Source organism: Paenibacillus suaedae (genome assembly GCF_032337355.1).
Lineage (GTDB): Bacteria > Bacillota > Bacilli > Paenibacillales > Paenibacillaceae > Paenibacillus_B > Paenibacillus_B suaedae.
In genome coordinates, this window is record NZ_JAVYAA010000009.1 from 135,740 (window position 1) to 159,713 (window position 23,974).

The window sequence follows — 23,974 nt, forward strand, 5'->3', positions numbered from 1 at the left end:
ATACAATGTATATCGGATTAAACGAATGATTTCTTAACGACCTTGTCCAAATTATCCAGCATGATTCCGGTACCTTTGACGACGCAATGCATTGGATCCTCTGCAATAAGCACAGGAACCTTCAATTCGTCAGCCATCAGCTCGTCCAATCCATCAAGAAGCGCCCCGCCGCCAGTCAAAATGACGCCGCGATCGATAATATCCGCCGACAATTCTGGCGGTGTCCGTTCCAATACCGATTTCGCAGCAGCGACAATCGAAGAAATTGGATCCCACAAAGCTTCTCGAACTTCATCGGATGTGATCGTTACGGTATATGGGAGGCCCGAAACCATGTCACGTCCGCGGATGTCCATTTCCCGTTGTCCACCTTCACGCACCGTCCCGATGTTAATCTTAATATCTTCAGACGTACGCTCTCCGATTAGCAACTTATACTTGGATTTTATATATTTCATGATGGAGCTGTCGAACTTGTCCCCAGCAATTTTAATAGAAGAGGCGGTAACGATGTCTCCCATGGACAATACCGCCACGTCCGTCGTTCCGCCGCCGATGTCAACGACCATGTTGCCGCTCGGTTGGAAGATATCCATACCCGCGCCAATTGCCGCTGCCTTCGGTTCTTCTTCCAGGAAAACATCTTTGGCACCGCTCTTCTCAGCCGCTTCGCGAATTGCCTTCTGTTCTACTGAAGTAATATTTGTCGGCGCGCAAATCAAGATGCGTGGGTGCGAGTACCATTTGCGACCGCCGACTCGTGAAATAAAGTGCTTCAGCATTGCTTCCGTAACTTCGAAGTCAGCGATGACTCCGTCTCTAAGCGGGCGGATGGGTACGATATTGCCCGGTGTCCGACCAACCATTCTGTGGGCTTCTTCACCCACGGCGAGGACTCGCTTTGAATCGCTTTCGATTGCTACAACCGAAGGCTCGTTCAAGACGACCCCCTTCCCCTTGACATGGATGAGAACGTTTGCCGTTCCCAAGTCAATTCCAATATCCTTGCTAAGCATAAGTTCGAGAGCCTCCACATTCATTTTTCATGTCTAAATCGAGAAATTACGACCGTTTTCTGCAAAATATTTACTCATCGTTTACCATATCATACTTTCTCTGCTACGTTCAATGACAGATTGGAGGGCAGCTCACATTTTAAAAAGTTATTGGAATGGGGTGGTGGTTTAGGATTTACCGGCCGTCATCACCTCACGTTTTTTTGAAGTCGTCTTCTTATATTTGATCTTCGTTGCTTCTCCACCACGCAAGTGACGAACGGACTTATGGTATTCGAGAATGTGCTTCACCTGATCAGCCAGATCGGGGTTAATCTCAGGCAGCCGTTCGGTCAAATCTTTGTGCACCGTGCTTTTAGACACGCCGAACTCTTTAGCGATTGTACGAACCGTATGCTTCGTTTCGACGATGCAGCGGCCGATTTTGATGGTCCGTTCTTTGATGTAGTCGTGCACGTTCCCGCCTCCCTACTCGGTTTAATTGGTACATTATATGAGTGGGTCGCACACTTATGCGTTGTAACCGAGCCTGACAAGCTTGGCTTAGCCGATATTTTTGCCAAGGCTCTCATCGGACAAGTCGAACAACAAGGCAATCCAAGCAAAGTTAAAACAGGAAAAAAAGCTTAGTCAAGCGGAAATTCTCTTCTTGATAATCCGTAAATTCGATCATTCATCATTGGAGTGGCGAGAGCAAAAAAATATTAGAAAAAGTTCGTTTCAATTCCGCTATTCCCCCAACAAATAAAAAACGGGCGAATGCCCCTAAGACATTCGCCCGATGTTGTTACCATGTTTTACTGAATTAGTTTTTAACCAGAACCGTTGTCGGATTTACTGGCTTATTCTCATTGTACACCTCAAAGTGAACATGAACGCCCAGTTCCTTCTCCAATTCACTGCGACCTGCTGTAGCTAGCGCGTCGCCCTTCTTCACAGCATCGCCTTGCTTTACTTTCACATCAGCCAAGCTCTGATATACTGTCTTCATGCCATTGCCATGATCGACTTCGACAACAAATCCATTCGTCGCATGCTGTTCAGCACGTGTTACTTTACCGCTCATTGCAGCTACTACATCAAATGCCTGCTTGTCCTTGCGCGCCAAGTCGATACCTACATTCGGAGTAAAGGTTTGCTTGTACTGCACCATTGCTGCCGCTTGCTCTTCCTTCGAAGCCTTCTCGTCATAGTACGGCATGACGACATCTACATCACCAGAATTCGCCACTGGCCAACCGAGTGTTTCGTTGGTTGCAACTACTTCGACTGCGTCCTCTTTGGTGCCAGCTGTTGTACCTGCAGTTGATTCGCCTTGCTTGATTGTTTGCCCTGCTTGCGTCGCATCCTTGTTTGGGTCGAGCGGTTTGTGATTCAAGTCTTGATAGACCCAGACTAGAGTTAGGATAATTGCTGCTGCGGCCATGTACAAAGCGGGGAATACCCATTTCTTCGACAACAGCTTTCTCCATGAGGATGTGTGAACCGCTTGAGCCCCTTGCATCGATTTGGAGGCTTCAGACGGATTTGCTGTGCTTGTCGTAGATGTATTCATCGTTGTTTTGTTTTTTGAGTTTTGATTTTGGTTTTGTTCACTCATTTGTGATCACCTCAGTAACCATTGTTACCGAGGCTAGTACTTTTATACGTAGAAATGCTAATTTTTAAGATATGAAGCTACCAATGCTTCTGCAAGAAGTCTAGCTCCTTATATAACAAGGGTTTTCCCTGCCTCTCTGCATAATTGATCTGCGTCTTGCTGAACTATCCTTTTAGTTTAGCCGATGCTAACTTCGAAGCTTTGTCCACCTTCACACCCTTATAATAGTACGTTACGATTTGTTCCGCAGTAGCCCCTTCTTTGGCCATTCCTTGCGCACCGTATTGGCTCATGCCAACACCATGCCCGAAACCGTACGTAGTAATGACTAGTTTTCCATCCACCATGCTCCAATCGAATGCACTCGATCGCAGCCCTAGCTTCTCTCGAATTTCGCGACCTGTGAACTGTTCTGTACCGACTTGAACTTGACCAACTCTCTTTCCGGGGGTACGGGATAAGATCCGGAGCTGATTCCGAATGGCTTGCGCGGATCCGGACTTATTTGATGTCCCGCCACCGGATTGCAGCTTCAATGCTTGCGCGGATACACCTAGTTCTGATAGAAGCGCCTCTACCTTATATGTAGTGCTCTCCGCAAATCGCGGCGCTACCCGTTCATCCCAAGGGCTTGCCACACTTTTCAAGTAAGCGACCGGGTTTCCCCAATAATCCTCGGCATTCTCGGTATATCCATTACTTGTGGAGAAAAATGCAGCCATAATCGGTTTGCCTTCATACGTAATGATCTGATCCTCTGTTTCCTCTACGGCGCGGCTCAGCTTCGCCGCCGCTTCCTTCGGCAGCCGCTCCATCTCCGCGAGCGGCTTATAGGCTTGATGGGCGACGGTATCGGTTACGTCGGCCCCCTCAGGTGCGCCGCTTGTATCCTGCGCCAGCAGGCGGCGCATAATGTACGTGCGGGCGGCCATCGCCTGCGCCTTGAGCGCTTCGAGCTCGAAGCTGCTCGGCATCTCTGCTGCGAGGACGCCGCGCACATACTGCTCCAGCGCGACGCTCTCAACTTGGCGCGTGCCGCTCAGGTACACGCGCACCATGGGCTGCGCCGCCGCTGTGCTGGGCGGCGGCGACACCTTCGGCGCCTGCGGCGCCGCGCGCTCGCTACGAGCGCTCGTGCTTACCCCCTGCTGGTGCTCTTGCACCAGCAGGAGCGGCACGAGCAGCGCGAGCGCAATAAGCGCGCCAGCCCATAGGGCGGTGCGCGCTAGCAGCGGCAGGGGGCGTCTTCGCAGGCCCCAGCGACCCCTGCCACCAAGGCGCAGGCGCGGCTTCAGCCAGCGTGCGAGCCGCCGCGCCTGCGCAGATAACATCGGTTGCGTTGCCATTGGTCTCACTCCTCTTTCTATTTTAACGATTCCTCTCACTTTCTTATCTAGCATTTCACGAAAAGAACAGAATCAATCCTCCTCTTTCTCTACCCTATGCTTTTTTAAGAGAAGACAGAACCACATACCCTCGTATCCCTTCCTGATTACATGTAGAAGGTTTCTAGGTTCGATACGGATGACTACCAGCAACTCGTCATCTACACATGCGAATACATTCGAAAAATCGTATGCGTACCAGGACATCTTCATGCAAAACAGCACATACTCAAAACATCTGCACCCAAAATCATATACACGCAAAAAAGCCGCCTCTTCACGAGGCGGCTTTATGTCTAGCCGGTACACCTTTTCTATCGATGCAATTGTCTATATGATCCGGGTGGAAGCTTCTTCTCCAGCTTTAGCTCACGATAGGCTTACGCCCAAGTTGGCTGTGCTCGAAAAGTCCCTTCTTCCTTCTCTTCTTTCACGCCTTTTGGCTCTTCATTCATCTTCACGCGGTAGATATCTGCTCCGAGCGATGACAGCTTCTCTGCTAAGTGCACATAACCACGATCAATATGATGAACGCCTCCGACTTCTGTTGTGCCTTCCGCAATCAACCCTGCACAGATCAATGCAGCTCCAGCACGCAAGTCAGTTGCCGTTACCTTAGCACCTCTTAGCTTAGCCGGGCCTGTTACGACAGAAGTACGGCCTTCAACCTTGATGTTTGCATTCATCAGGTTGAATTCATCCACATGCATGAAGCGGTTTTCGAATACCGTTTCGGTCACTACAGATGTGCCTTCTGCTGCAAGCAGCAATGCCATCATTTGCGACTGCATGTCTGTCGGGAATCCAGGGTATGGAAGCGTCTTTACGTCGACAGCCTTCAACGGCTGTTCCGCACGGACGCGGATACCATTCTCATCCGGATCAATCGTAATGCCCATCTCTTCCATCTTCGCAATAACAGGACCAAGATGATCTGCAATCGCACCTTCCACATACACATCTCCGCCTGTCATCGCTGCAGCAACCATATAAGTTCCTGCTTCGACGCGGTCAGGGATAACCGTATGCTCAGCACCATGCAGATGATCCACACCTTCAATGCGGATAACGCCTGTTCCTGCACCGCGAACTACTGCGCCCATCTTGTTCAGATAGTTCGCCAAATCGACGATTTCCGGCTCACGAGCTGCATTTTCAATAATTGTTGTACCTTCGGCCAATGTAGCGGCCATCATAATATTTTCCGTCGCACCGACACTCGCATAGTCCAAGTAAATCTTGGTACCCTTCAGTCGGCCGTTCACTTTCGCTTCAATATATCCTTGTCCAAGACCGATAACCGCACCCATAGCTTCAAAGCCTTTCAAATGCTGATCAATCGGACGACTCCCAATAGCGCATCCACCAGGCAGAGAAATACGCGCCTGTCCTGCGCGAGCCAACAATGGGCCCATGACGAGGAATGATGCTCGCATCTTACGTACCAACTCATATGGGGCTTCAAAAGAATGAAGGTTCTCCGCATTCACACAAATGGTTTCGTCGGCATATGTAAGGCTTGCACCTAATTTTTCTAGTACATTGTGTATCGTTTTCACATCGTCAAGTGGAGGTGCATCGCAAATTACGCTAACGCCTTTTTCTCCCAGTAACGAAGCAGCGATGATCGGAAGTACAGAGTTCTTCGCGCCACTAACACGCACAGTACCCGTCAATCGGTTGCCTCCGCGGACGATAAATTTACTCATCATGTTTCCCTCCGCGCTTTATTTCGCCCCATTATCCGTATATCTGTAAAAAATGGTACGTTCTTTTGATTTCCAAATTACATCATACCACTGCTTTACAGCTATGGACAAGCGATATTTTTCGACAGACCCTTCCACATTTTCCTTGGGGCTATCATCCAGTGTTGACATCTTCATTCGATGTTATTCGACAAGTGCTTGAACCCTTGCCGGACGGGGTTTAATCAAGAGGAAATCACGGTATTAACCCCGTCGGTGTACCGCCGTCCAATTCCTCTTAACCATTATTGATGGTTTCAAAACAAAAAACGCAGTGATTGTGTCCAGCTCCAATAATCGACAAAAAACTGTGCCACTGCCCGGCCAACCAAAATGGCTAAAATCAAATGAACCATTTTGCCTTGTGGGCTCTGCGGATGCCGAATGAACAAATCGATCTTTACATTTTGCAGTGCCCACCACGCGAGTGCAATGCACATCAGTGTAATGATCATTTGAATCGCACCACTCCAGCCTACAGACGAGGTGACCTGTGTCCATGTTTCATTTCCGCCCACTTAGACTCCTCCTTACGATTTCCTATCCAAGGCAACGAGGAGCATCGCTGCGAACTCAGCCCGAGTCGCATCGCGATCCGGCTCGAACGTATTGCCTTCATAACCATGCACGTACCCTTGTCGCTTCATCTCAGCCAGCATAGGGGCTGCCCAATGGACAGCAGGAACATCCGCAAACGGCCCCGTGCTTATCGCTCCAGCCTTCAGATGAAGTGCATTGCCGATCATTACCGCCATCTGCGAACGCTTCACCTTCTGGTTGGGCGCGAAGCGCTGGCCACCAACACCCCCCGCAATACCGGCATTGGCAACTCGTGATACCGCAGAATACGCCCAATGCTTCGAAGTGACATCCTTGAATGAAGTTGTCTGCTTTCCCTTCGCATTCAACTTAAACGCATTGGCGAGAATGGACGCAGCCTCTGCACGAGTGATCGGCCGATCCGGGCCAAATTCCGCTTCAGGATAACCGTTAATCCAGCCTGACTTGACTGCTCGGACGATTGAATCCTTAGCCCAATGCTCCCCTATGTCTCGGAACCCAGCCACAAGTGGATCTGCCTGCACAGATAAGGAATAGAACTGTGTATCGAACTTATCGCTTGTCGTGAGTCGAACGTAGTACGTGCCCGGCTCCAGCTCAGTGCCCAATTCTACAGCGGATTCACCCAACCGGTTGCGTGCTGAGGCAAGCACCTTCTGCTCTCTCGACAGAACGGACATCGTCACCACACGATTCGAAGGCACATTGCCTATCCGAAAGTGCCCATACGCCTGCTCCTTCACTTTCCATTGGAACCAATCCACATCATTATCCTCATGAAAGACACCTTTATATTCCGTTCCTTCACTCATTGTGATCGCTTCGTATACTTTATCATTCGGCTCATTCGGATCCGTGAACTGAGTCAGGTATTCAATATGCAGCTTATACTCTCCCGCCACTGCTTCAGGACGAGCTGTTACTGCATTCTGCACCAATATATAATACTTGCCCGCGGGCAAGTCAGGCAGAACTACCGATTCAGCTTGGCCTTCCTTCTGTTCATCCACCCATCGCGTTTCCATCTGTGAACCGCGAATCTCTATCGCTGGGTCAATACGCACGGTGTCTGTGTCTAGTTTCAACCGAAGTGTCGCCTTGGTCGGCAGTTGAATCGTATACCAATCCAAGTCGGAAGCATGACTGAATGTCCCTACAATATCCTGCGTCCGTGCAGGCAGGGCATATGCTTGAAACTGCTTGTCATTCGGTTCGAACGGATCCTCATAAATGAGAAAGCGTGACGACAGTTTATAAGATATGGCTGCGCCAGCTTCTTCCGCATAGAATCGAAACACATTCTTCCCTTTTTTAACTGGAACGGTGAGCGGCTTGCTAATAGGGTGACTATACGCGGTACCCGAACGACTATCTGCTAAGAAATGTGTGATTCCGATTTTGCTAGTTCCTTGAATTCGCTGCACGTTCAACTCTAGTGTTCCATCGTAGGGTGCATCTACGACGAACCAGTTATTCTTCTTCTTCCCGTTCAATTCTGCTGCTAAGGAAGTGTCAATCGGGAACATCCTTGCCTTATCACGAGTTGTATTCGTCCCAAATGGATCCTTCTCTACCGGATTCAAGAGCGCTTGATCGGCACGCAGCATCCCGTATCCGCTAAGCTGGTCCCAGCCTTGGGCTTCGATATCTTTCGCCGTCTTCCGTAAATGCTGACGAATTTGATATGGCTTCAGTTCAGGATATTGGCTCCACAGCAATGCCGCCACTCCAGCTACTTGGGGAGCCGCCATCGAGGTGCCTTCCTCAGCAGCATAGCCACCACCTAATGCTGTGGTAAATACATGCCACGGTGCAACGAGATCCACTTCTGGCCCCGTATTCGAACGCGGCTCTACCCGCTGCTGTCTTGTGTTTCCACCGATGGCGAGCACCGTAGGATAAGCAGCTGGATATTTGACCGCGATTTTCTCTCCAAAGCGTTTGCCATCATTTCCAGTAGCTGCAATGAGTAGAACGCCCTTCTGCTCGGCGTAATTCACAATCTCTTCCATGTACTTTGAATATCGGTACAGTCCAACCGACATGACAACGATTTTGGCACCGTGATCGACAGCGTATAGAATGCCCGCACCTAATTTATCCTCATCGCCATAGCCTCTAGCATCAAGTGCCTTAATAGGCATGATCTTGGCTGACCATAGAATTCCGGTTGTCCCCTTGTTATTATTGCCTACTGCTGCGATGACGCCGGCAACGCTAGTACCATGACCGTTATCATCTTGTGGGATACCTGTATCTAGCAGGTTAACCCCCTTCACGATATTCGGCTTCAAATCGGGATGGTTAAAGTCAACCCCCGTATCAACCAGCGCAATTGTAGTAGACAAATTGCTCCTCGTCTTCGTCCATGCCGCTTCAATTCCGATTTGCTGCAAATAGTGCTGCTGCCCGTATAAAGTATCATTCGGCTTTATCACCGATTGCAGCGTGCGAACCGTATGATTCGGCTGGATGTATTCGATATCGTCCGAGCGCTTGGCATCGCGAAGCCAATCTTCCGACTTCTCTTCCTCCTTAGGTCGAACAACCATAATTCCTACTGATTCCTGTTCTGATTCTACTATACTTCGACGCAATAATACGTCATCCTGTGCCCCTTGTTTCCACTTAATAATCCATGAGGTTGAGGTTGCTTCCTCCTCATGGTTCTCATTCCTGACAAGACTCGCAGATGGCGATAGCTGCTCATTCGTCCAGCTTCGCTGCGTCGCCTCCTCCAACCTTACCTCGTATATCGGCGAGATCGCTTGGCGCATGCCTGACGATTCTATCAGCAGCATGCTTGATAGTACAATGATGGTGCCAGTCACGACGACGCGAGGCAATCGTTTCATAATGAATCCCTTCCTATTCTTGTTCCGAAGGCCTGTGCTAGAGGGTGTTAATACATGATTTCACGAGAAGATGACCAAATTCGTCACCGAATCCAATTCTTCCGACCTCTACCTTGCTCTTTATTCACGTCAATGAATGGTAAAGACAAGCAACCGACGTTTCTCCCATCCATTCAATCACAATATACCTTTACACGTTAAACGTTATAAAGTTTCGCCATGGAGACATGCTTTCCTGTTCGTATTGATCAATTTGAGTCCTGAGTCCTACATTTACAAAAAAGAATCGAGGTCTCTCGTGAGAGACCTCGATTCTCCGCTAGCACATACTAGCCTATACGTCATTGTATGCTCCAACTACCTGTGTTCCGATTACATGCGGATCAGCAAATCTACTCCAATTGAGAACACATGTTGAATGACCTTCACGACGAAGCCAGGGAACACACCGAGCAGCAGTACAATCAATACGCATAAGGCGATGACTGCTCGTTGAGTAATCGATATACGAACTTCATCCTCATTGCCAGCACGCATATACATCTGGCGTATGAAGCCGAAGTAGAAGTAGAAGGAGATTACGCCTGTTACCATCATGAGCACAGAGAGCCATACCGCATGGTTGGCAGCTGCTCCAAAAATGATGTACAGCTTACCCATGAATCCGGCTGTAACTGGGATTCCTGCAAGTGACAGCACAAGTACGGTCATCGCTACAGCTAGCCACGGAGAACGATAATACAGGCCAGCATATCCCTTCATTTCATCATGGCCTGCAGCGCGCTCCATAACCGTATGGACGGCAAACGCACCGATCGTCGTAAATAAATAGGCTAACAAGTAGAATAGGAACTCCGAGAAGTTCGATGAATGCCACGATCCATCCAACATATCGAGCCCAATCGGCACAAGCAGGTAACCTGCATTCGCAATACCAGACAAGGCTAGGAGCCGCTTGACATTCGACTGCTTGAGCGCCATTGTGGTCCCGATCACCATAGACACCGCTGCTAGCACGAGAAGAATCGTTGCGAAGTCGTGATAGATGAGCATATCCCTATTGGCACCCAGACCAAAATACAGACTATAGAATACGCGGAACAAAATTGCCAAGCTCGCACCTTTGGATACAACTGCCAAGAAGGCAGCGACAGGTGTTGGCGCACCCGCATATACATCAGGTGACCAGGCATGGAATGGTGCTGCTGCAACCTTAAAACCGAAGCCCACCAGCATGAGTAAAAAGCTGACATAGATGAGCGGTTCGAAGGAATGAACTTGATCCGCCAAGCCTCTTGCAATCGCACCAAGCTGCGTACTTCCTGTCATGCCGTATACAAAGGACATCCCGTATAAAATAAATGCAGACGCTACACTTCCAAGTACCGCGTATTTGAATGCACCTTCTGATGACTTCCGGTCATTCTTCTTCAACCCAACGAGAATGTAGGAAGTAATGCTCAACAATTCCAGACCAACATAAAGCGTAATTAAATCTCCTGATGAAGCCATGATCATCGCGCCAAGTGCAGCTGGAAGCAGCAAGTAATAATATTCGCCGCGATGCGGAATCTCCTTATCTCTTATATTGCCAATACTCATTAGCAGTATGAGTGCCGTACCGGTAAGAAATACAATTTTGAGCAGCAGGGCAAAATCATCAACGCGATAGCTTTGATTGAGCAGCTGCATAGATCGAGCCGCTTCCTCGTTAAGTAATGTTCGTTGATACAACTTCCATACCACGAAGCCAAGCGAAATTAGAACGCCCAGCAGGGACAGCCCCCCGATAATATCCCGGTTCACACGACGGGGCAGCGCCAAATCAATGAGCGAGATCACAATCGCTGCAATAACAAGCGTCAGCTCGGGTGCCAGCAGTGCGAGATCGCCCAATTGCAGCAGTTTAACTGTAGTCGCTTCCATGGGCCTACCCCCTCACCTTGAATAATTCAATGACATGCTCGACGCCATTATCAATCGGAGCCGTAACGAATGATGGGAACAATCCGATTAAAATAATGCATGCCGTCAGCACCATGATCGGCACAGCTTCGACAAGTCTGGCATCCTTCAAGCTTGCATAGCGATCGTCTCTTGGCCCATAAGAGATTGCCAGTACCCCACGAAGCACATAGACACTGCTTAATATAATCCCAAGTGCAGCAAGTATGGATGCCCATTTCATCGTTCCGAACAGACCAAGCAGGGACAGAAGCTCTGCTACGAATCCCGACAAGCCTGGCAAGCCTAACGATGCCAAGCCTGACAGCAATAAGATGCCGCACAAGAATGGCATGCCCTTCGCTAATCCACCCAGTTCGCCAATTTTTGTTGTTCCTGTACGCTCCAATAATGCGCCTACCAGCAGGAAGAACAACGCAGAGATAAATCCATGCGAGACCATCTGCACAACAGCACCTTGAAGCCCAATGTCATTCATCGCTGCGATACCAAGCAGAACGAAGCCCATATGACTAATACTAGAATAAGCTAAGATAAGTCTAAATTCTGTCTGCACAAAGGCGAGTATGGCCCCATACAGCACATTAATAACACCCAGTACTGCTAGTAGTACTGCCCAAGATGCGGTCTCCTTCGGAAGCAATGCTGTTCCGAACTGAATAAGACCGTAAGCACCCATCTTCAGCAATATTCCTGAGTGCAGCATCACCACAGGTGCCGGAGCTTCAGCATGCACGCGCAGCATCCATGTGTGGAATGGGAAGATCGGGAGCTTCACACCAAAGGCCACAATGAGCAAGAAAAAGACAAACGTCCGCATGCTGTCAGACAAATATACGCCGCTCTGCTCTTGATATATAAAAGAAGTCGCATCATTAATGTTCTTCATAATGACATCAAGATTGCCCGTATATACGTAATGGCCATTCGCCGCCATGTCCGGGTTAGGTGCAAAGCCTGCTGTCACCGTAAGTACAATGAAGGCAACTAAGAGAAGCGCAGAACCGAGCCCATTGTACAGCAGAAATTGATTCGCAGCCTTCTCGCGATGCATATAGCCCCAGATACCAATAAGGAAGTAAGTCGGTACCAGCGTCCATTCGAAGAACATGAAAAATAAGAACAAATCACGTGCCATAAAGACACCCAGCATTCCAACTTCAAGCAGCAGGAAAAGAATAAAATACGACTTCCAGCGTTTCTTCACATACAAGGAAGCAAACGCCGCCATCGAAGCTACGATCGTGGTCATTACCACGAGCGGCAACGATAAGGAATCTATCGACAAATGATATTGAATCGTAAATGCCCATGAGCTTAGCCCTTCAATCAATTCTGAATTGAGCGGAATCGATATCCATGACCATTGCTCTGCTATGGTTTTGCCTTGCTCGAGTGCATCGTAATTGCCATAAATGATAAGCGCCAGTAGAAGAGGCACGAATGTCGTTACAATGCCTGTCACCTGAATCGCACGTGTACGCCCCTGCGGAATGCACAGAAGCACAATGACTCCAAGAAGCGGAGAGAAGGTCAGCAGCGTTAGCAGCGGCATCGAAGAAAGTATATTCAGCATCTACCAGAACCTCCTTCCAAGTGCCAGCACGAGCAGAATTAATCCGACAAAGCCAAACAGGGATACCAGGCCATAGGTTTGCAGTTGACCGTTCTGCACACGCAGCGATGTTCGGCCAACACTGACTGTAAACCATGCTACCAAGCGTACCAGACCATCTATTACCCATTTATCGATTGCCTTCAGCAGTTGCCCAATACCCGATAGGCTACGAACAAATACGATTTGATATAGTTCATCAATATAATATTTGTTGGCAAGCAGACGATAGACAGGTGCCGCCGTATGTTCGAGCGTATCTTGACGCTTGCGACCAGGTCCGTACATGACATATCCAAGTCCAATACCCAATACACCGATAAGCGCCGATACAATCATCACCATGATATTTGCGTGCTCACCTACTTCTTCGCCTGTGAGCCAGGTGCCGAAGCTGCCCCCGAACGGAGTGTTGACGAATCCTGCAACCACAGCCAGTACACTGAGCACGATCAATGGCACTGTCATAGACAATGGCGATTCATGTGCCTTGGAAGCCTCGCTGTCTGCTGATGGATCCCCCGTAAATACGAGGAAGAACAAACGCGCCATATAAAAAGCGGTAAAGAATGCAGCAACTGCACCAATAATAAATAAGAGCCAATTATTCTGATCCCAAGCCGCTGTCAAAATCGCATCCTTAGACCAGAAGCCGGACAGAGGAGGAATACCAGACAGTGCCAGTGCGCCAATACCGAATGTCCAAGCTGTAACCTTCATATTGCGGCCAACGCCGCCCATCTTGAATATATCTTGTGTATGTACAGCATGAATGACGCTTCCCGCTCCGAGGAACAGAAGCGCCTTAAAGAAGGCGTGCGTAAACAGGTGGAACACCCCTGCGGTCACAGCCCCAAGACCAAGCGCCATCATCATGTAGCCGAGCTGACTAACCGTTGAGTATGCAAGGATGCGCTTCAAATCGCGCTGTGCGATTGCAATCGTCGCGGCAAAGATCGCAGTAAATCCTCCAACACTCGCGACAATTGTCATTGCCGTAGGCGACATGTGGAAAATATCAAACGTGCGTGCAACGAGATATACCCCTGCCGCAACCATCGTAGCCGCATGGATAAGTGCTGAGATCGGTGTCGGCCCTTCCATGGCATCTGGGAGCCAGGTATGCAGCGGGAATTGACCCGACTTGCCAACCGCTCCTACGAATATGAGAGATGCAATCCATGTCGTCAGTCCGGCAGATATACCGCTCTGTGCCAGTGTATCTGCATTGCTGAACACATTGCTGATCGATCCGAAGTCAAGCGCATGACCCGGCATGTACCAGAACAGAAGCAGCAGTGCTATAAATAAACCAACGTCTCCGATCCGTGTGACGATGAAGGCCTTCTTAGCCGCAGCACGTGCTGCATGACGCTCATACCAGAATCCAACGAGGAGGAATGAGCATACCCCTACAAGCTCCCAAAAGATATAGAGCTGGAGTAAGTTTGGAGACAGCACAAGTCCAAGCATCGAGCTGGTAAAGAGCGCAATATAGGCGTAGAACACCGTTTGCCGCTCATCACCATGCATGTAGCCTTTGGAATATACATTTACTAGTAAGCTGACCAGCGTGACAATGACGAGCATTAGCGCGTTCAAGTTCGTCACATCGAATCCGAACTCCAGGCGGATGTCACCGAAGCGAATCCAATCAAAGCTCCGGGTATAGTCCTCCATCGTTCCGGACACCCGCTCCCACAAGAGGAGCGCAGACAGAATGAACGCAGCAAGAGAGCTGATGACACCGAGCAGAACGGCTGCGCCTTTCATCTGGCGGCCAAATGCCGTCAGTATGAGGAACGCGAGCAGCGGAATGACCGGGATAGCCCATGCGAATTGCGAAAAGACGGATTCCATTGTCGTATCCTCCCTACCGATTATCTCTTCAAGTCGTCAAATTCGTCCACGTTGGCCGTTCCGCGATTCCGGTACAACGCGATAAGGATGGCGACACCAATTGCCGCTTCTGCAGCTGCAATCGCAATTGTAAAGAGAGAGAAAATTTGCCCCTTCAGGCTCGGTACGACCCCGTATTTCGAAAAGGCAATCAAGTTCAAGTTCGCCGCATTGAGCATCAACTCAATGGACAACAGCACAATAACAGCATTGCGCTTTGTTAATACACCATATAAACCAATACAGAACAATATAGCAGCAAGTGTTAAAAAGGAAGCAAGCATCGTACTCATCCTTCATCCGCCTCCTTCTTAGCCAGCACAATTGCTCCGATAAAGGCCACCGTCAACAGAACAGACAGCAGCTCGAACGGAATGACATGCTCTGTGAACAGTTGCTTCCCGATATTCAGCGTATTATCCTGAACCAATGCAGCGTCTTGATGTACAGGAAACTCAGAGCTGCGAATAGAGAAGAATAGCACTCCAAACAGGGCAATACAGCCTATCGCGGCCAACGCTTCCTTCCACGGCTTGACGAATGCCTCATCCTGCTTATCGTGCTTGGTCATCATAATTCCGAAAATCATGAGTATCGATATCGCGCCTGTATAAACAAGTACCTGCACAAAAGCAACAAATTCAGCATCCAACAGCACGTACATCCCTGCCAACCCTAGGAAGGAGAAGGCAACAGAGACGACCATATGTACAACCTTCGTAAAGTTAAGCATCAATACCGCGCCGGAAATAATGCAGATGGCCAACACGAAGAAGACAATCGTCTCCCCCGTCCAATCCAAAGAGAAGTTAAACACTTTTCTTCGCGCCCCCCTTCGGCATGGCGGAGTTGTTCTCTTGACGAACATTGACATTATTGTCGTTCAGCCAGTTCAAATTTTTGAACAAGTCATCGCGACTGTATGTCGCCAGTTCAAAATTGTTGGTCATGACAATCGCTTCGGTCGGACATACTTCCGTACAAAGATCGCACAAAATGCAAATCTCAAAGTTAATATCGTACGTGTCGATCACTTTGCCCTTCTTCTCTGGATCTGGATTCGGTTTGCCTGTCAACGTAATGCATTCCGTTGGACAGATGCGGGCACATTGATTGCATACGATGCACTTATCCGGATCGAAATGCTGTATGCCGCGAAAACGGTCAGGCATTTCAAGCGGAACATCTGGGTATTTGTAGGTGACCTTCTTCGACGTCATCGCCTTGAATGTAACGCCTAGACCCTTCAACAGTCCTTTCACGGATCTCACCCCTAGCCTATTTGTTGAAAATTTCGATGTAAAACGCCGTCAAGAAGACGTTAAGCAGGGCAAGCGGCAGCAGCACCTTCCACCCAAAGCCCATCAATTGGTCTACGCGTATACGTGGCATCGTTGCACGCAGCCAGAATAGGAAGAAGACGCAGAATGAAAATTTCAGGATGAACCACAGCAGCCCCGGAATGAAATCGAGGAACGGGAGCGGTGGATGCCAACCACCTAGGAACAAGACCGTCGTCAGTGCCGAGAGTGCGAATACATACACGTATTCCGCCAACATGAAGAAGGCGAATCGGAAGCCACTATATTCAACATGATAACCCGCAACAAGCTCTGATTCTGCTTCTGGCAAATCAAATGGGGTACGATTCAACTCGGATACCCCCGCGATAATAAAGACAATGAATCCGATGATTTGCGGGATAAAGTTCCATTCCCAAAAATAGTTCCCTTGCCCTTCTACAATGGTACGCAAGCTGAGCGATCCGTTCAACATGATTATACCCGCGACTGAGATAACGAGCGGAATTTCATAGCTAATCATTTGCGCCGCTGAGCGCATTCCGCCAAGCAGCGAGTATTTGTTGTTGGACGCCCACCCTCCTAAAATAATACCAATGGTAGAGATGCTGGACAATGCGGCATAATATAACAATCCTACATTTAGATCAGCAAAGCCTAGATTAGCGGCATAAGGAATCGTCGCAATGACCGCAAATGCCGGTACATACGTGATGACTGGAGCCAAGATGAATAGTGCTTTATCAGCCTTGCGAGGTATTGTGTCTTCCTTGAGTAGTAGTTTCAATATATCAGCAACCGTCTGCAGCAGTCCCAGCGGACCTACCCGTGTAGGACCATGACGCAGCTGCATCCAGCCGATGACCTTGCGTTCGAAGTAAATCGCATAGGTTACGAAGCCAAGGACGACGAAAAGAAGAACAACTCCCCATGCAATAAAAATTAGACCATTCTGCCACGTGAGCGTCTGATTCAACAAGTCCCCCACTATGCATCCACCTCCCCGACGACGATATCAATCCCGCCCAGTATGGTAATCATATTCGTCATCGTTTCGCCTACGAGCAGCTTCGGCAGTATTTGCAAATTAACGAAGGACGGCCGACGGAACTTCAACCGGAACGGCTCCGCCTTGCCCTTGGATACGATATAGCAGCCAATCTCTCCGCGCGGAGATTCAATACGAGCGTATACTTCACCAGCAGGCGGACGTATGACGCGCGGCACTTTGCCCATTGTCTCTCCCTCGTTCGGGAATTGCTCCACAGCCTGCTCCAAAATGCGTAAACTTTGCCGTATCTCTTCAACACGAATTAAATACCGTTCATAGCAGTCCCCACGGGTTCCAAGTGGAACATCGAATTCGAATCGATCGTACAGGCTGTAAGGCTCCTGCTTCCTCAGATCCCAATTCACTCCCGTGCAGCGTAGATTGGCACCGCTAAGTCCATATGCGATTGCCGTTTCCGCATCATAAGTACCGATTCCTTTAATGCGGGTCAGGAAAATTTCGTTGCCGCTTACGAGCTTGTTGTATTCATCCAGCCTTTTGCGCATGTATGGAACAAACTCGCGGACTTTGTCGATCCAGCCTGGAGGCGCGTCCCACTTGACGCCGCCGACCCGCATGTAGTTGTATGTCAGCCGTGCCCCGCATAGTTCGTTGAACAAATCGATAATGATCTCCCGGTCGCGGAACGCAAATAAGAACGGGCTCATCGCCCCAATATCAAGCAAATACGTCCCCCACCATACCAAATGGCTTGCTACGCGTTGCAATTCCATAACGATAAGTCGGAGAAACTCTGCTCTCTCCGGAACTTCCAGCTGCATCAGCTTCTCAACGGCATGCACGAGTACATAGTTGTTCGTCATGGCGGACACATAATCCATACGATCGGTATAAGGAATAATTTGCGTATAGTTCAAGTTTTCCGCAAGCTTCTCCGTTCCGCGGTGCAAATATCCCATTACCGGGGTCGCTTCCTTGATCACCTCGCCATCAATCTTGACGACGATGCGGAATACACCGTGAGTACTCGGGTGCTGCGGTCCAACATTAAGCAATAGTTCTTCTGTACGAATCACAGGGTTACACCTCCGAATCTAACGGCACGTAGTCTTTGCGAAGCGGATGTCCAACCCAGTCATCCGGCATCATGATGCGACGCAAGTCGGGATGTCCCGGAAACGAAATGCCCAACAAGTCGTAAACTTCGCGCTCATTCCAGTTCGCAGTAGGCCATATAGGCGTTACCGATGCGATGGAAGGCACCTCGCGATCTGTCTTTACACGAACAGCAACCTCTGCTTTCGTGCTTAAATTGATAAGATGATAGATTACTTCTAAATGAGTTTCCTGGTCAATGCCGGATAAATTACGCAAATAGTCACACGACCAATCTTTATGTTCACGAAGCAGCTGAGCTGCTACCTGCCAATGTTCATTTTTCACCGTTACCGTTGGCAAATGATCATTGACTTCATTGATAGCCGCCTCTTCAACCGCATCCTCTGCGACTGCGGCCTTAAGCAAGGCTATGAGCTGATCAAGAACTGGCTGTTTGGGTGAGGGCTCTTTCGGCTTTGGCGGTTCTTCGTCTGCCTTAGCCCGAGGCGCTCGTGCGGGCCGTTCTGGCTTCTCCGCAGCATCCCCTGCACCGTCTTCCTTCGCACGCGCTCTTGGTGGACGAGCTACTGCATCGGCTGTAGTCGATGTTTCACTATCGCCTTCTGCTGCCTTCGCCCGCGCCGCGCGCGCCTCAGCAGCCGCTTGAATTCGCGCAGCCTTCTCCTCTTCCGTCAAAGGGGCACGCTTCGGCTTCTCCGTTTCCGCTGTAACGGAAACCTCCTTCGTCGCATCCGCATGCTCCTGGGATTCAGCAGATGCAGGAGCCACTGGATCATCTTGTAGTGCTGCCGCTTCCTTCTGCTCTTCTACTGTCCCTTCGACCGTCTCTAGCTTCTGCGCTGGCACTTCAGGGACGGTCTCCACATCTGATGCCGCCTGAACTGGCACTTGCGGTTCATCCGCTTTCACTTCGGACTGTTCTCCTGCTGCGGTCTTGTGTCCTTCACTTGCAGTTGCTTCATCTAAATCCGGTTTCGAACCTAGATTCGATTCTGATTTTGATTCTGGAATCGAATTAGATTCCGTATTTGATTCTTGCTTCGATCGTTGCTCAGAGGATTGTTCTTCAGCTGTCTTGTCCTTCTCTTGTTCCTCGCTCATCGATTCGTCACCCGCTTTCCGGTTTTCGCCTCATAGCGGATTTTCTCTTGCAGCTTGTTGATGCCGTAGATAAGGGCCGCAGGATTAGGCGGGCAGCCAGGAATATAAACATCAACAGGCACTATCTGATCCACGCCTTTGACGACTGAATACGACTTCACGTACGGCCCTCCAGCCGTCGCGCATGATCCCATTGCGATGACCCATTTCGGCTCAGGCATTTGATCATACAGACGCTTCAAGAGCGGCCCCATCTTCTTCGTGACTGTACCAGATACGATCATAACATCCGATTGTCTTGGAGACGTTCGAAAGATAACACCGAAGCGATCCAAGTCGTAGTGCGACGCTCCCGTCCCCATCATCTCGATTGCGCAGCAGGCAAGACCGAACGTAAGCGGCCATAATGAATTACTGCGAGCCCATGCCTTCAACTGTTCAAGCGTGCCAAAGAACACATTGCGTTCCAACTCCTGCCGTTCTTCCGGCGTAATTGATTCTAAAGTGAGTCCCATTGAAGCACCTTCTTTTTCCAGGCGTAAATTAATCCAACCAACAGCAATCCGACGAAAATCAACATTTCGACAAGTGCAAACAATCCAAGCTGATTGTATGCAACCGCCCATGGATACAAGAAAACGGTTTCGACATCAAAAATGACAAACATGAGCGCAAACAAATAGTACCGTACGTTGAATCGGACTTGTCCGACACCAACAGGTTCGTTACCGCTTTCATAAGTTGTTTGCTTCATATCTGTCGGCTTCTTTGGTCTAAGCCATCTCCCTACCGTCAGTGCGACAACCGGCAATAAAATACCGAGTGCAATAAAAATGGCCACAATGACGTAATTGTTGATGTACTGTTCCAAAAGTCATCCCCTCCGCCGCAGCAACTGCCATTTTGCAAAAAAATAGAGAATTTTGTAATAAACCCGCCACAATTATAACAAAACCTACCAACTCCGTCTATGCAATTAATACCACCTTTTGGACAGTTTTATGAAAAGTTGTTCGGTTTTGGTTATATACATATTCACATAAGCAGAACGATAGAAGATCAGCTGGTGAATGTTTTATGAACATCTGGGAGCTCGAGCAGCTCTGGAGTCTCAGGAGAGTAACCAATCTGCAGATATGCTTCTTTCCTCTCACTGAATGCGACCACTGGCAGAGCTATGGAATATATTTTGTAAAAACCAAAAATGCACTCCTTATAGACATTCATTAGATATGACACAGAGCTGTCTACCCAATGACTACTATGAAGAGTGCACTTCAGATTAGCAGATCCAAGAAGCGGCTCAGCTTACTTCAACTATCGCATGCATGCTGCTGTCGCCGTTCCATTATCTATCGTTTGGTTTATTTCAATGTAATGCCAAATTCCGAGCCCGGTGTACCAGCAAAGACGATTGTGCCATTCTTAGGCAGCGTCACTTCGTTTTTGCCGCTGACAACTGTAAAGTTAACTGGTAGGCCTTGCTCGTTATAGACCACGAATCCACCCTTCGCCGGTAGCGCAACAGTCATCGTCTTGCCTGCAGCTGCATCCGGAACTGTATACCATCTGGCGTGCCCGTTCGCTTGCAGCGTGGCAGTTGAACTTTTTCCTGCATAGAGGGGATTAACGTTCGCACCGCTGATATACAATTTGCCGGCTTCCTCCATGTATTCGACTCCGTCTTGAGAGAAGAATCTGGATTCCGCCAGATCCCGACCGCCCAGCATGCCCGGAATATTAAGCTCGCTTTCGGCCGTGTTTGAACCTGTAATTTTTTTGTCCCCTAGATAACCTGGCAGTTCATCAGTAAGGGCTATTTGTATCGTAGGTTTCATCAAGAAATACAGAATGGAGGTATATTTCTCGTTTACTTGATAGAACGTAATGCCTTTTCGCTTCTCCCAAGTCTCAGCAGTCTCCTTAGAGAGCTTGTTCTCTTCCAATTTTTCTGCTGCATAGTGCGACAGTACAAACTGTCCCAGACCTGGCATTGTCATATATTCTCTCACCCAGATGTATGTGCGGCCATTCTTCTCGGTTACAAAACTGACCTTGGAAGTTCCATTCTCATTGATGAAGCTTCCATCCGATGTGTACACATACTTTTCTTTCGAATGGTCAATGAGAGTCATTAACGGCAAAGTCAGTTCACCGTCCTTCTTGATCTCAACCTTCACTTGCTGATTTCTAGTACCATAATAACCAGCCTGATTCGCCACCTCAGCAGGCATTCCCGCCTTTACCGGCTTGCCGAAGGATTTCTCCGGTTTTATCGTTTTAATTGCCCCCTTCTCCTTCAGCGCTTGCAGCAGCAAGTCGTTCGCCAGCATCTCATTTGTCATGCTTGAACCGCCAGAAGTCAACACTGCTGCCGCCATCTTCTGTTCTGGAAGCACTACGAGGGAAGCATGATACAGCATCGTATCGCCGCCTTTGGCTAATCCCTTCATGCCATATTCATTGAATGGAAACAGCTTCACGCTGTCCCAGCCGAGTCCGTAGTTGAAACTATTGTCTGTATCTTCTGGCCATAAACCTTTCCTGTATTCCTCATTTGCCATCGCCTGCACCGCTTTATCAGAGAGGATACCCTTAGTCTCACCTGTAAAGAGTTGCGAGAATCGCACCAAATCTTCCGCCGTGGAGTATATCCCCCCTGTACCAATCATATTCACAGTTTCATTAGGAAGCTGACCTGGGTAGAAAGGGAAATAGAGCCCCGCCAACTTGTCTTGTTCCAGTACGTCCTGCGATGTCTTCGTATGGCTCAACTTCAATGGTTCCGTAAAATTGTTGTGTATAAATGCTGTAAAGCTCATGCCGCTAACTCTCTCTACCAGAATCTCAGCCAATGTGAAGCCATCGTTACAGTAAACAGAAAACGCGCCTGGGTTCGCTTTTAAGCTTTGTGTTGATAATTGTTTCAACAGCGTATCATGCGAGTAAGTGTCATTATCCTCGAACAGGAAGGCGTTTCCCATGCTGGTGCCTTGCAGGCCGGAGGAATGGTTTAGCAGCATGCGCGGAGTAATCTGCTTGTACCGTTCATCCTTCATTGTGAAGTCAGGAATATAGTCGATCAAGGGCGCATCGAGGTCAATCTTTCCCTCGTCTGCCAGCTTCATGACGGCTGCGGCCGTGAACACTTTGCTCGTTGAGCCGATGCCATACATCGTATCCTTGGTCAACGGCTTCTTCCCTTCTCTATCGTTAATGCCAGCCTGGCCGGACACCGTAATCTTGCCGTTGTCAATCAGTGCATATTGTACACTGACTGTCCCCATTTTAGTGAGAAGAGCAGCTTTCTCCGCCGCGATCTGTTCTAATCCTGGAGCAGCTGAGGCGACATTGCCTCCTGATGTAGAAGCCATTGCCGATGATGGTACGATCATGGACAGTGCAAGGGTTAGTGCCGGTACCCAAAAGAATGTTTTGTTCCTCATTACAAATTCCCCCTATTGTGAATTTGTATTTAGTACGATTTACCATTAAGGTTCGTTCATTTTAAAAAGTAAAAAAAGTAAAACAACAAACCCCCTTCCTGATCTACAGATCAAAAAAGGGGCCAATGAATGCCCGCATTCCACGGGCCAGCTTCTTCATCGCGATCCAGTACATATTCAACTTATATCCAACTTATATTCAACTCATATAGCTCATTTTCAATTCAGCTCAGCCCTAACCTAGATTCACTCTTTTGAGCAGTGACCATCCATTTAGCTGAGCGTGGAAATGAGGGCAAAAAAAAGAGAGCTGCGATCCGGCCACAGCTCACGGAGGATGAGGAAACTACCTACAATTAACCAACCTACTGAAAATCAAAAGAACCAAGAAGAAGGATATTTCACTTGATGTGACGGTTCAAGAAGCAGCCTTCCCGAACGTACACTTGATGAGGTTAATTGATAACCTTCATTTGAGAATGATTATCAATATTAACTGTCTTTATTATAATCAGACCCCGTACATGCGTCAAGCAATAAAATGATATTTTCCAAAATTTATTTTCCGATGAATGACGGGTTATGTGAAAAATGGTTTTGAACTCTGCTACATATTCGGTTTACAATATCCATACATCGGATCATACAACAAGGGGTTGAACGATAATATGACACAACCGATGATTTGGATCGTCGGCGCCGGCTGCGGCATCGGACTTGGCATTGCCAAGTCATTTGGACAACGTGGTTACCTTCCTGTTCTCATTACGCGAGAAGCAGATACGCTAGAGCAAATGAAAGACATCCTGCATGATATGAATATTGAAGCGACAGGGGCTGTCGCACTTACTAGCGACGAAACTGCTATTCGTCAAACACTGTCAGCACTTGAAACAGAGTACGGCACGCCTGAGGCCGTCGTATACAACGCCTCCGCCCATGCACCTGGACTTCCCTCTGAAGTACAGCCTTCTGATATGATCGAAGACTTCAAGGTAAACGTAGTAGGAGCGTTGACGACTGCCCAATGTATTCTTCCGGGCATGAAAACACGCGGTACAGGTTCATACCTGCTGACGGGTGGTGGACAAGCACTGCAGCCGACAGCATCACTGGCATCTCTCGGTGTCGGGAAATCTGGTCTGCGCAGCCTTGCCCTCAGCCTACATGATGAGTTCAAGCAATACGGTCTCTATGCTGGCACATTGACCGTCTGCGGCTTCGTCCAGCCCAATACCTCCTTTGACCCACAATTGGTCGGAGAAGCCTTCTACAGCATGCATACGAAGCGCTCTGAGGCTGAGGTTATGTTGAAGCCATAATCAAGTTCATATGAATGATGAAAAAATAA

Annotated in this window: 20 protein-coding genes; 1 reads left to right on the forward strand and 19 read right to left on the reverse strand. The window is 48.8% G+C overall.

Translation table 11 applies throughout. From position 1 onward, the window contains the following. Positions 1-17 precede the first annotated feature (17 nt). From mreB to RQP50_RS26895, 19 genes are all read right to left on the reverse strand, one after another. Positions 18-1,016 (reverse strand): rod shape-determining protein, encoded by a 999-nt coding sequence (mreB, locus tag RQP50_RS26805; RefSeq protein WP_021257152.1) that lies wholly within the window; start codon positions 1,014-1,016, stop codon positions 18-20. 168 nt (positions 1,017-1,184) lie between these two features. Further along, positions 1,185-1,472 carry a sporulation transcriptional regulator SpoIIID gene (spoIIID, locus tag RQP50_RS26810; RefSeq protein ID WP_021257153.1) on the reverse strand — a complete coding sequence of 96 codons (288 nt, stop codon included), beginning with the start codon at positions 1,470-1,472 and terminating at the stop codon, positions 1,185-1,187. A gap of 349 nt (positions 1,473-1,821) precedes the next feature. Continuing rightward, a complete protein-coding gene (locus RQP50_RS26815; protein ID WP_065291428.1) occupies positions 1,822-2,616 on the reverse strand; it encodes a M23 family metallopeptidase in 795 nt (264 codons plus the stop codon). Between the two features lie 164 nt (positions 2,617-2,780). Then, positions 2,781-3,962, reverse strand: a complete 1,182-nt coding sequence (gene spoIID, locus RQP50_RS26820) for a stage II sporulation protein D (protein ID WP_315747255.1) — start codon at positions 3,960-3,962, stop codon at positions 2,781-2,783. A 419-nt stretch (positions 3,963-4,381) separates the two neighbouring features. After that, positions 4,382-5,710 carry a UDP-N-acetylglucosamine 1-carboxyvinyltransferase gene (gene murA / locus RQP50_RS26825; RefSeq protein WP_315747288.1) on the reverse strand — a complete coding sequence of 443 codons (1,329 nt, stop codon included), beginning with the start codon at positions 5,708-5,710 and terminating at the stop codon, positions 4,382-4,384. 296 nt (positions 5,711-6,006) lie between these two features. Continuing rightward, positions 6,007-6,267 carry a DUF1146 family protein gene (locus RQP50_RS26830; RefSeq protein WP_021257159.1) on the reverse strand — a complete coding sequence of 87 codons (261 nt, stop codon included), beginning with the start codon at positions 6,265-6,267 and terminating at the stop codon, positions 6,007-6,009. A gap of 12 nt (positions 6,268-6,279) precedes the next feature. Then, on the reverse strand, positions 6,280-9,165 hold the full coding sequence (locus RQP50_RS26835; protein ID WP_315747256.1) for a S8 family serine peptidase: 2,886 nt from the start codon (positions 9,163-9,165) through the stop codon (positions 6,280-6,282). 372 nt (positions 9,166-9,537) lie between these two features. Further along, positions 9,538-11,091, reverse strand: coding sequence for an NADH-quinone oxidoreductase subunit N (locus RQP50_RS26840; protein ID WP_315747257.1), 1,554 nt, complete (start codon positions 11,089-11,091; stop codon positions 9,538-9,540). 4 nt (positions 11,092-11,095) lie between these two features. After that, positions 11,096-12,706, reverse strand: coding sequence for a complex I subunit 4 family protein (locus RQP50_RS26845; RefSeq protein ID WP_142544838.1), 1,611 nt, complete (start codon positions 12,704-12,706; stop codon positions 11,096-11,098). Beyond that, on the reverse strand, positions 12,707-14,605 hold the full coding sequence (gene nuoL / locus RQP50_RS26850; protein ID WP_315747258.1) for an NADH-quinone oxidoreductase subunit L: 1,899 nt from the start codon (positions 14,603-14,605) through the stop codon (positions 12,707-12,709). Positions 14,606-14,625: 20 nt separating this feature from the next. Next, positions 14,626-14,937 (reverse strand): NADH-quinone oxidoreductase subunit NuoK, encoded by a 312-nt coding sequence (gene nuoK, locus RQP50_RS26855; RefSeq protein ID WP_021257164.1) that lies wholly within the window; start codon positions 14,935-14,937, stop codon positions 14,626-14,628. Continuing rightward, the gene (locus RQP50_RS26860; protein WP_021258896.1) at positions 14,934-15,461 is read right to left on the reverse strand and encodes an NADH-quinone oxidoreductase subunit J; all 528 of its coding nucleotides are present in this window, start codon (positions 15,459-15,461) and stop codon (positions 14,934-14,936) included. The genes nuoK and RQP50_RS26860 overlap by 4 nt, the downstream gene beginning before the upstream one ends. Continuing rightward, complete coding sequence (nuoI, locus tag RQP50_RS26865) at positions 15,454-15,906, reverse strand: NADH-quinone oxidoreductase subunit NuoI (protein WP_021258897.1); 453 nt, start codon at positions 15,904-15,906, stop codon at positions 15,454-15,456. Before nuoI ends, RQP50_RS26860 begins: the two co-directional genes overlap by 8 nt. A 16-nt stretch (positions 15,907-15,922) precedes the next feature. Further along, a complete protein-coding gene (gene nuoH / locus RQP50_RS26870) occupies positions 15,923-16,933 on the reverse strand; it encodes an NADH-quinone oxidoreductase subunit NuoH (protein WP_021257167.1) in 1,011 nt (336 codons plus the stop codon). Further along, positions 16,933-18,033, reverse strand: a complete 1,101-nt coding sequence (locus tag RQP50_RS26875) for an NADH-quinone oxidoreductase subunit D (RefSeq protein WP_072729070.1) — start codon at positions 18,031-18,033, stop codon at positions 16,933-16,935. The genes nuoH and RQP50_RS26875 overlap by 1 nt, the downstream gene beginning before the upstream one ends. 4 nt (positions 18,034-18,037) lie before the next feature. Further along, positions 18,038-19,177 carry an NADH-quinone oxidoreductase subunit C gene (locus RQP50_RS26880; RefSeq protein WP_315747259.1) on the reverse strand — a complete coding sequence of 380 codons (1,140 nt, stop codon included), beginning with the start codon at positions 19,175-19,177 and terminating at the stop codon, positions 18,038-18,040. Beyond that, positions 19,174-19,692, reverse strand: coding sequence for a NuoB/complex I 20 kDa subunit family protein (locus tag RQP50_RS26885; RefSeq protein ID WP_021257170.1), 519 nt, complete (start codon positions 19,690-19,692; stop codon positions 19,174-19,176). The genes RQP50_RS26880 and RQP50_RS26885 overlap by 4 nt, the downstream gene beginning before the upstream one ends. Next, entirely contained in the window at positions 19,677-20,048 is a 372-nt protein-coding gene (locus RQP50_RS26890; protein ID WP_005544817.1) for an NADH-quinone oxidoreductase subunit A, read from the reverse strand. The genes RQP50_RS26885 and RQP50_RS26890 overlap by 16 nt, the downstream gene beginning before the upstream one ends. Before the next feature lie 493 nt (positions 20,049-20,541). Continuing rightward, on the reverse strand, positions 20,542-22,623 hold the full coding sequence (locus tag RQP50_RS26895; protein WP_315747260.1) for a serine hydrolase domain-containing protein: 2,082 nt from the start codon (positions 22,621-22,623) through the stop codon (positions 20,542-20,544). A gap of 668 nt (positions 22,624-23,291) precedes the next feature. Between RQP50_RS26895 and RQP50_RS26900 the strand changes: the two genes are divergently transcribed. Then, positions 23,292-23,945 (forward strand): SDR family NAD(P)-dependent oxidoreductase, encoded by a 654-nt coding sequence (locus RQP50_RS26900; RefSeq protein WP_072729072.1) that lies wholly within the window; start codon positions 23,292-23,294, stop codon positions 23,943-23,945. The last annotated feature ends 29 nt before the right edge of the window (positions 23,946-23,974 follow it).

Coding starts and splice junctions, on each gene's coding strand:
- murA (WP_315747288.1), bottom strand. CDS start 5,710: ATGAGTAAATTTATCGTCCGCGGAGGCAACCGATTGACGGGTACTGTG.
- RQP50_RS26845 (WP_142544838.1), bottom strand. CDS start 12,706: ATGCTGAATATACTTTCTTCGATGCCGCTGCTAACGCTGCTGACCTTC.
- RQP50_RS26900 (WP_072729072.1), top strand. CDS start 23,292: ATGACACAACCGATGATTTGGATCGTCGGCGCCGGCTGCGGCATCGGA.
- RQP50_RS26880 (WP_315747259.1), bottom strand. CDS start 19,177: ATGAGCGAGGAACAAGAGAAGGACAAGACAGCTGAAGAACAATCCTCT.
- spoIID (WP_315747255.1), bottom strand. CDS start 3,962: ATGGCAACGCAACCGATGTTATCTGCGCAGGCGCGGCGGCTCGCACGC.
- RQP50_RS26885 (WP_021257170.1), bottom strand. CDS start 19,692: ATGGGACTCACTTTAGAATCAATTACGCCGGAAGAACGGCAGGAGTTG.
- mreB (WP_021257152.1), bottom strand. CDS start 1,016: ATGCTTAGCAAGGATATTGGAATTGACTTGGGAACGGCAAACGTTCTC.
- RQP50_RS26895 (WP_315747260.1), bottom strand. CDS start 22,623: ATGAGGAACAAAACATTCTTTTGGGTACCGGCACTAACCCTTGCACTG.
- RQP50_RS26815 (WP_065291428.1), bottom strand. CDS start 2,616: ATGAGTGAACAAAACCAAAATCAAAACTCAAAAAACAAAACAACGATG.
- RQP50_RS26835 (WP_315747256.1), bottom strand. CDS start 9,165: ATGAAACGATTGCCTCGCGTCGTCGTGACTGGCACCATCATTGTACTA.
- nuoL (WP_315747258.1), bottom strand. CDS start 14,605: ATGGAATCCGTCTTTTCGCAATTCGCATGGGCTATCCCGGTCATTCCG.
- RQP50_RS26840 (WP_315747257.1), bottom strand. CDS start 11,091: ATGGAAGCGACTACAGTTAAACTGCTGCAATTGGGCGATCTCGCACTG.
- nuoK (WP_021257164.1), bottom strand. CDS start 14,937: ATGAGTACGATGCTTGCTTCCTTTTTAACACTTGCTGCTATATTGTTC.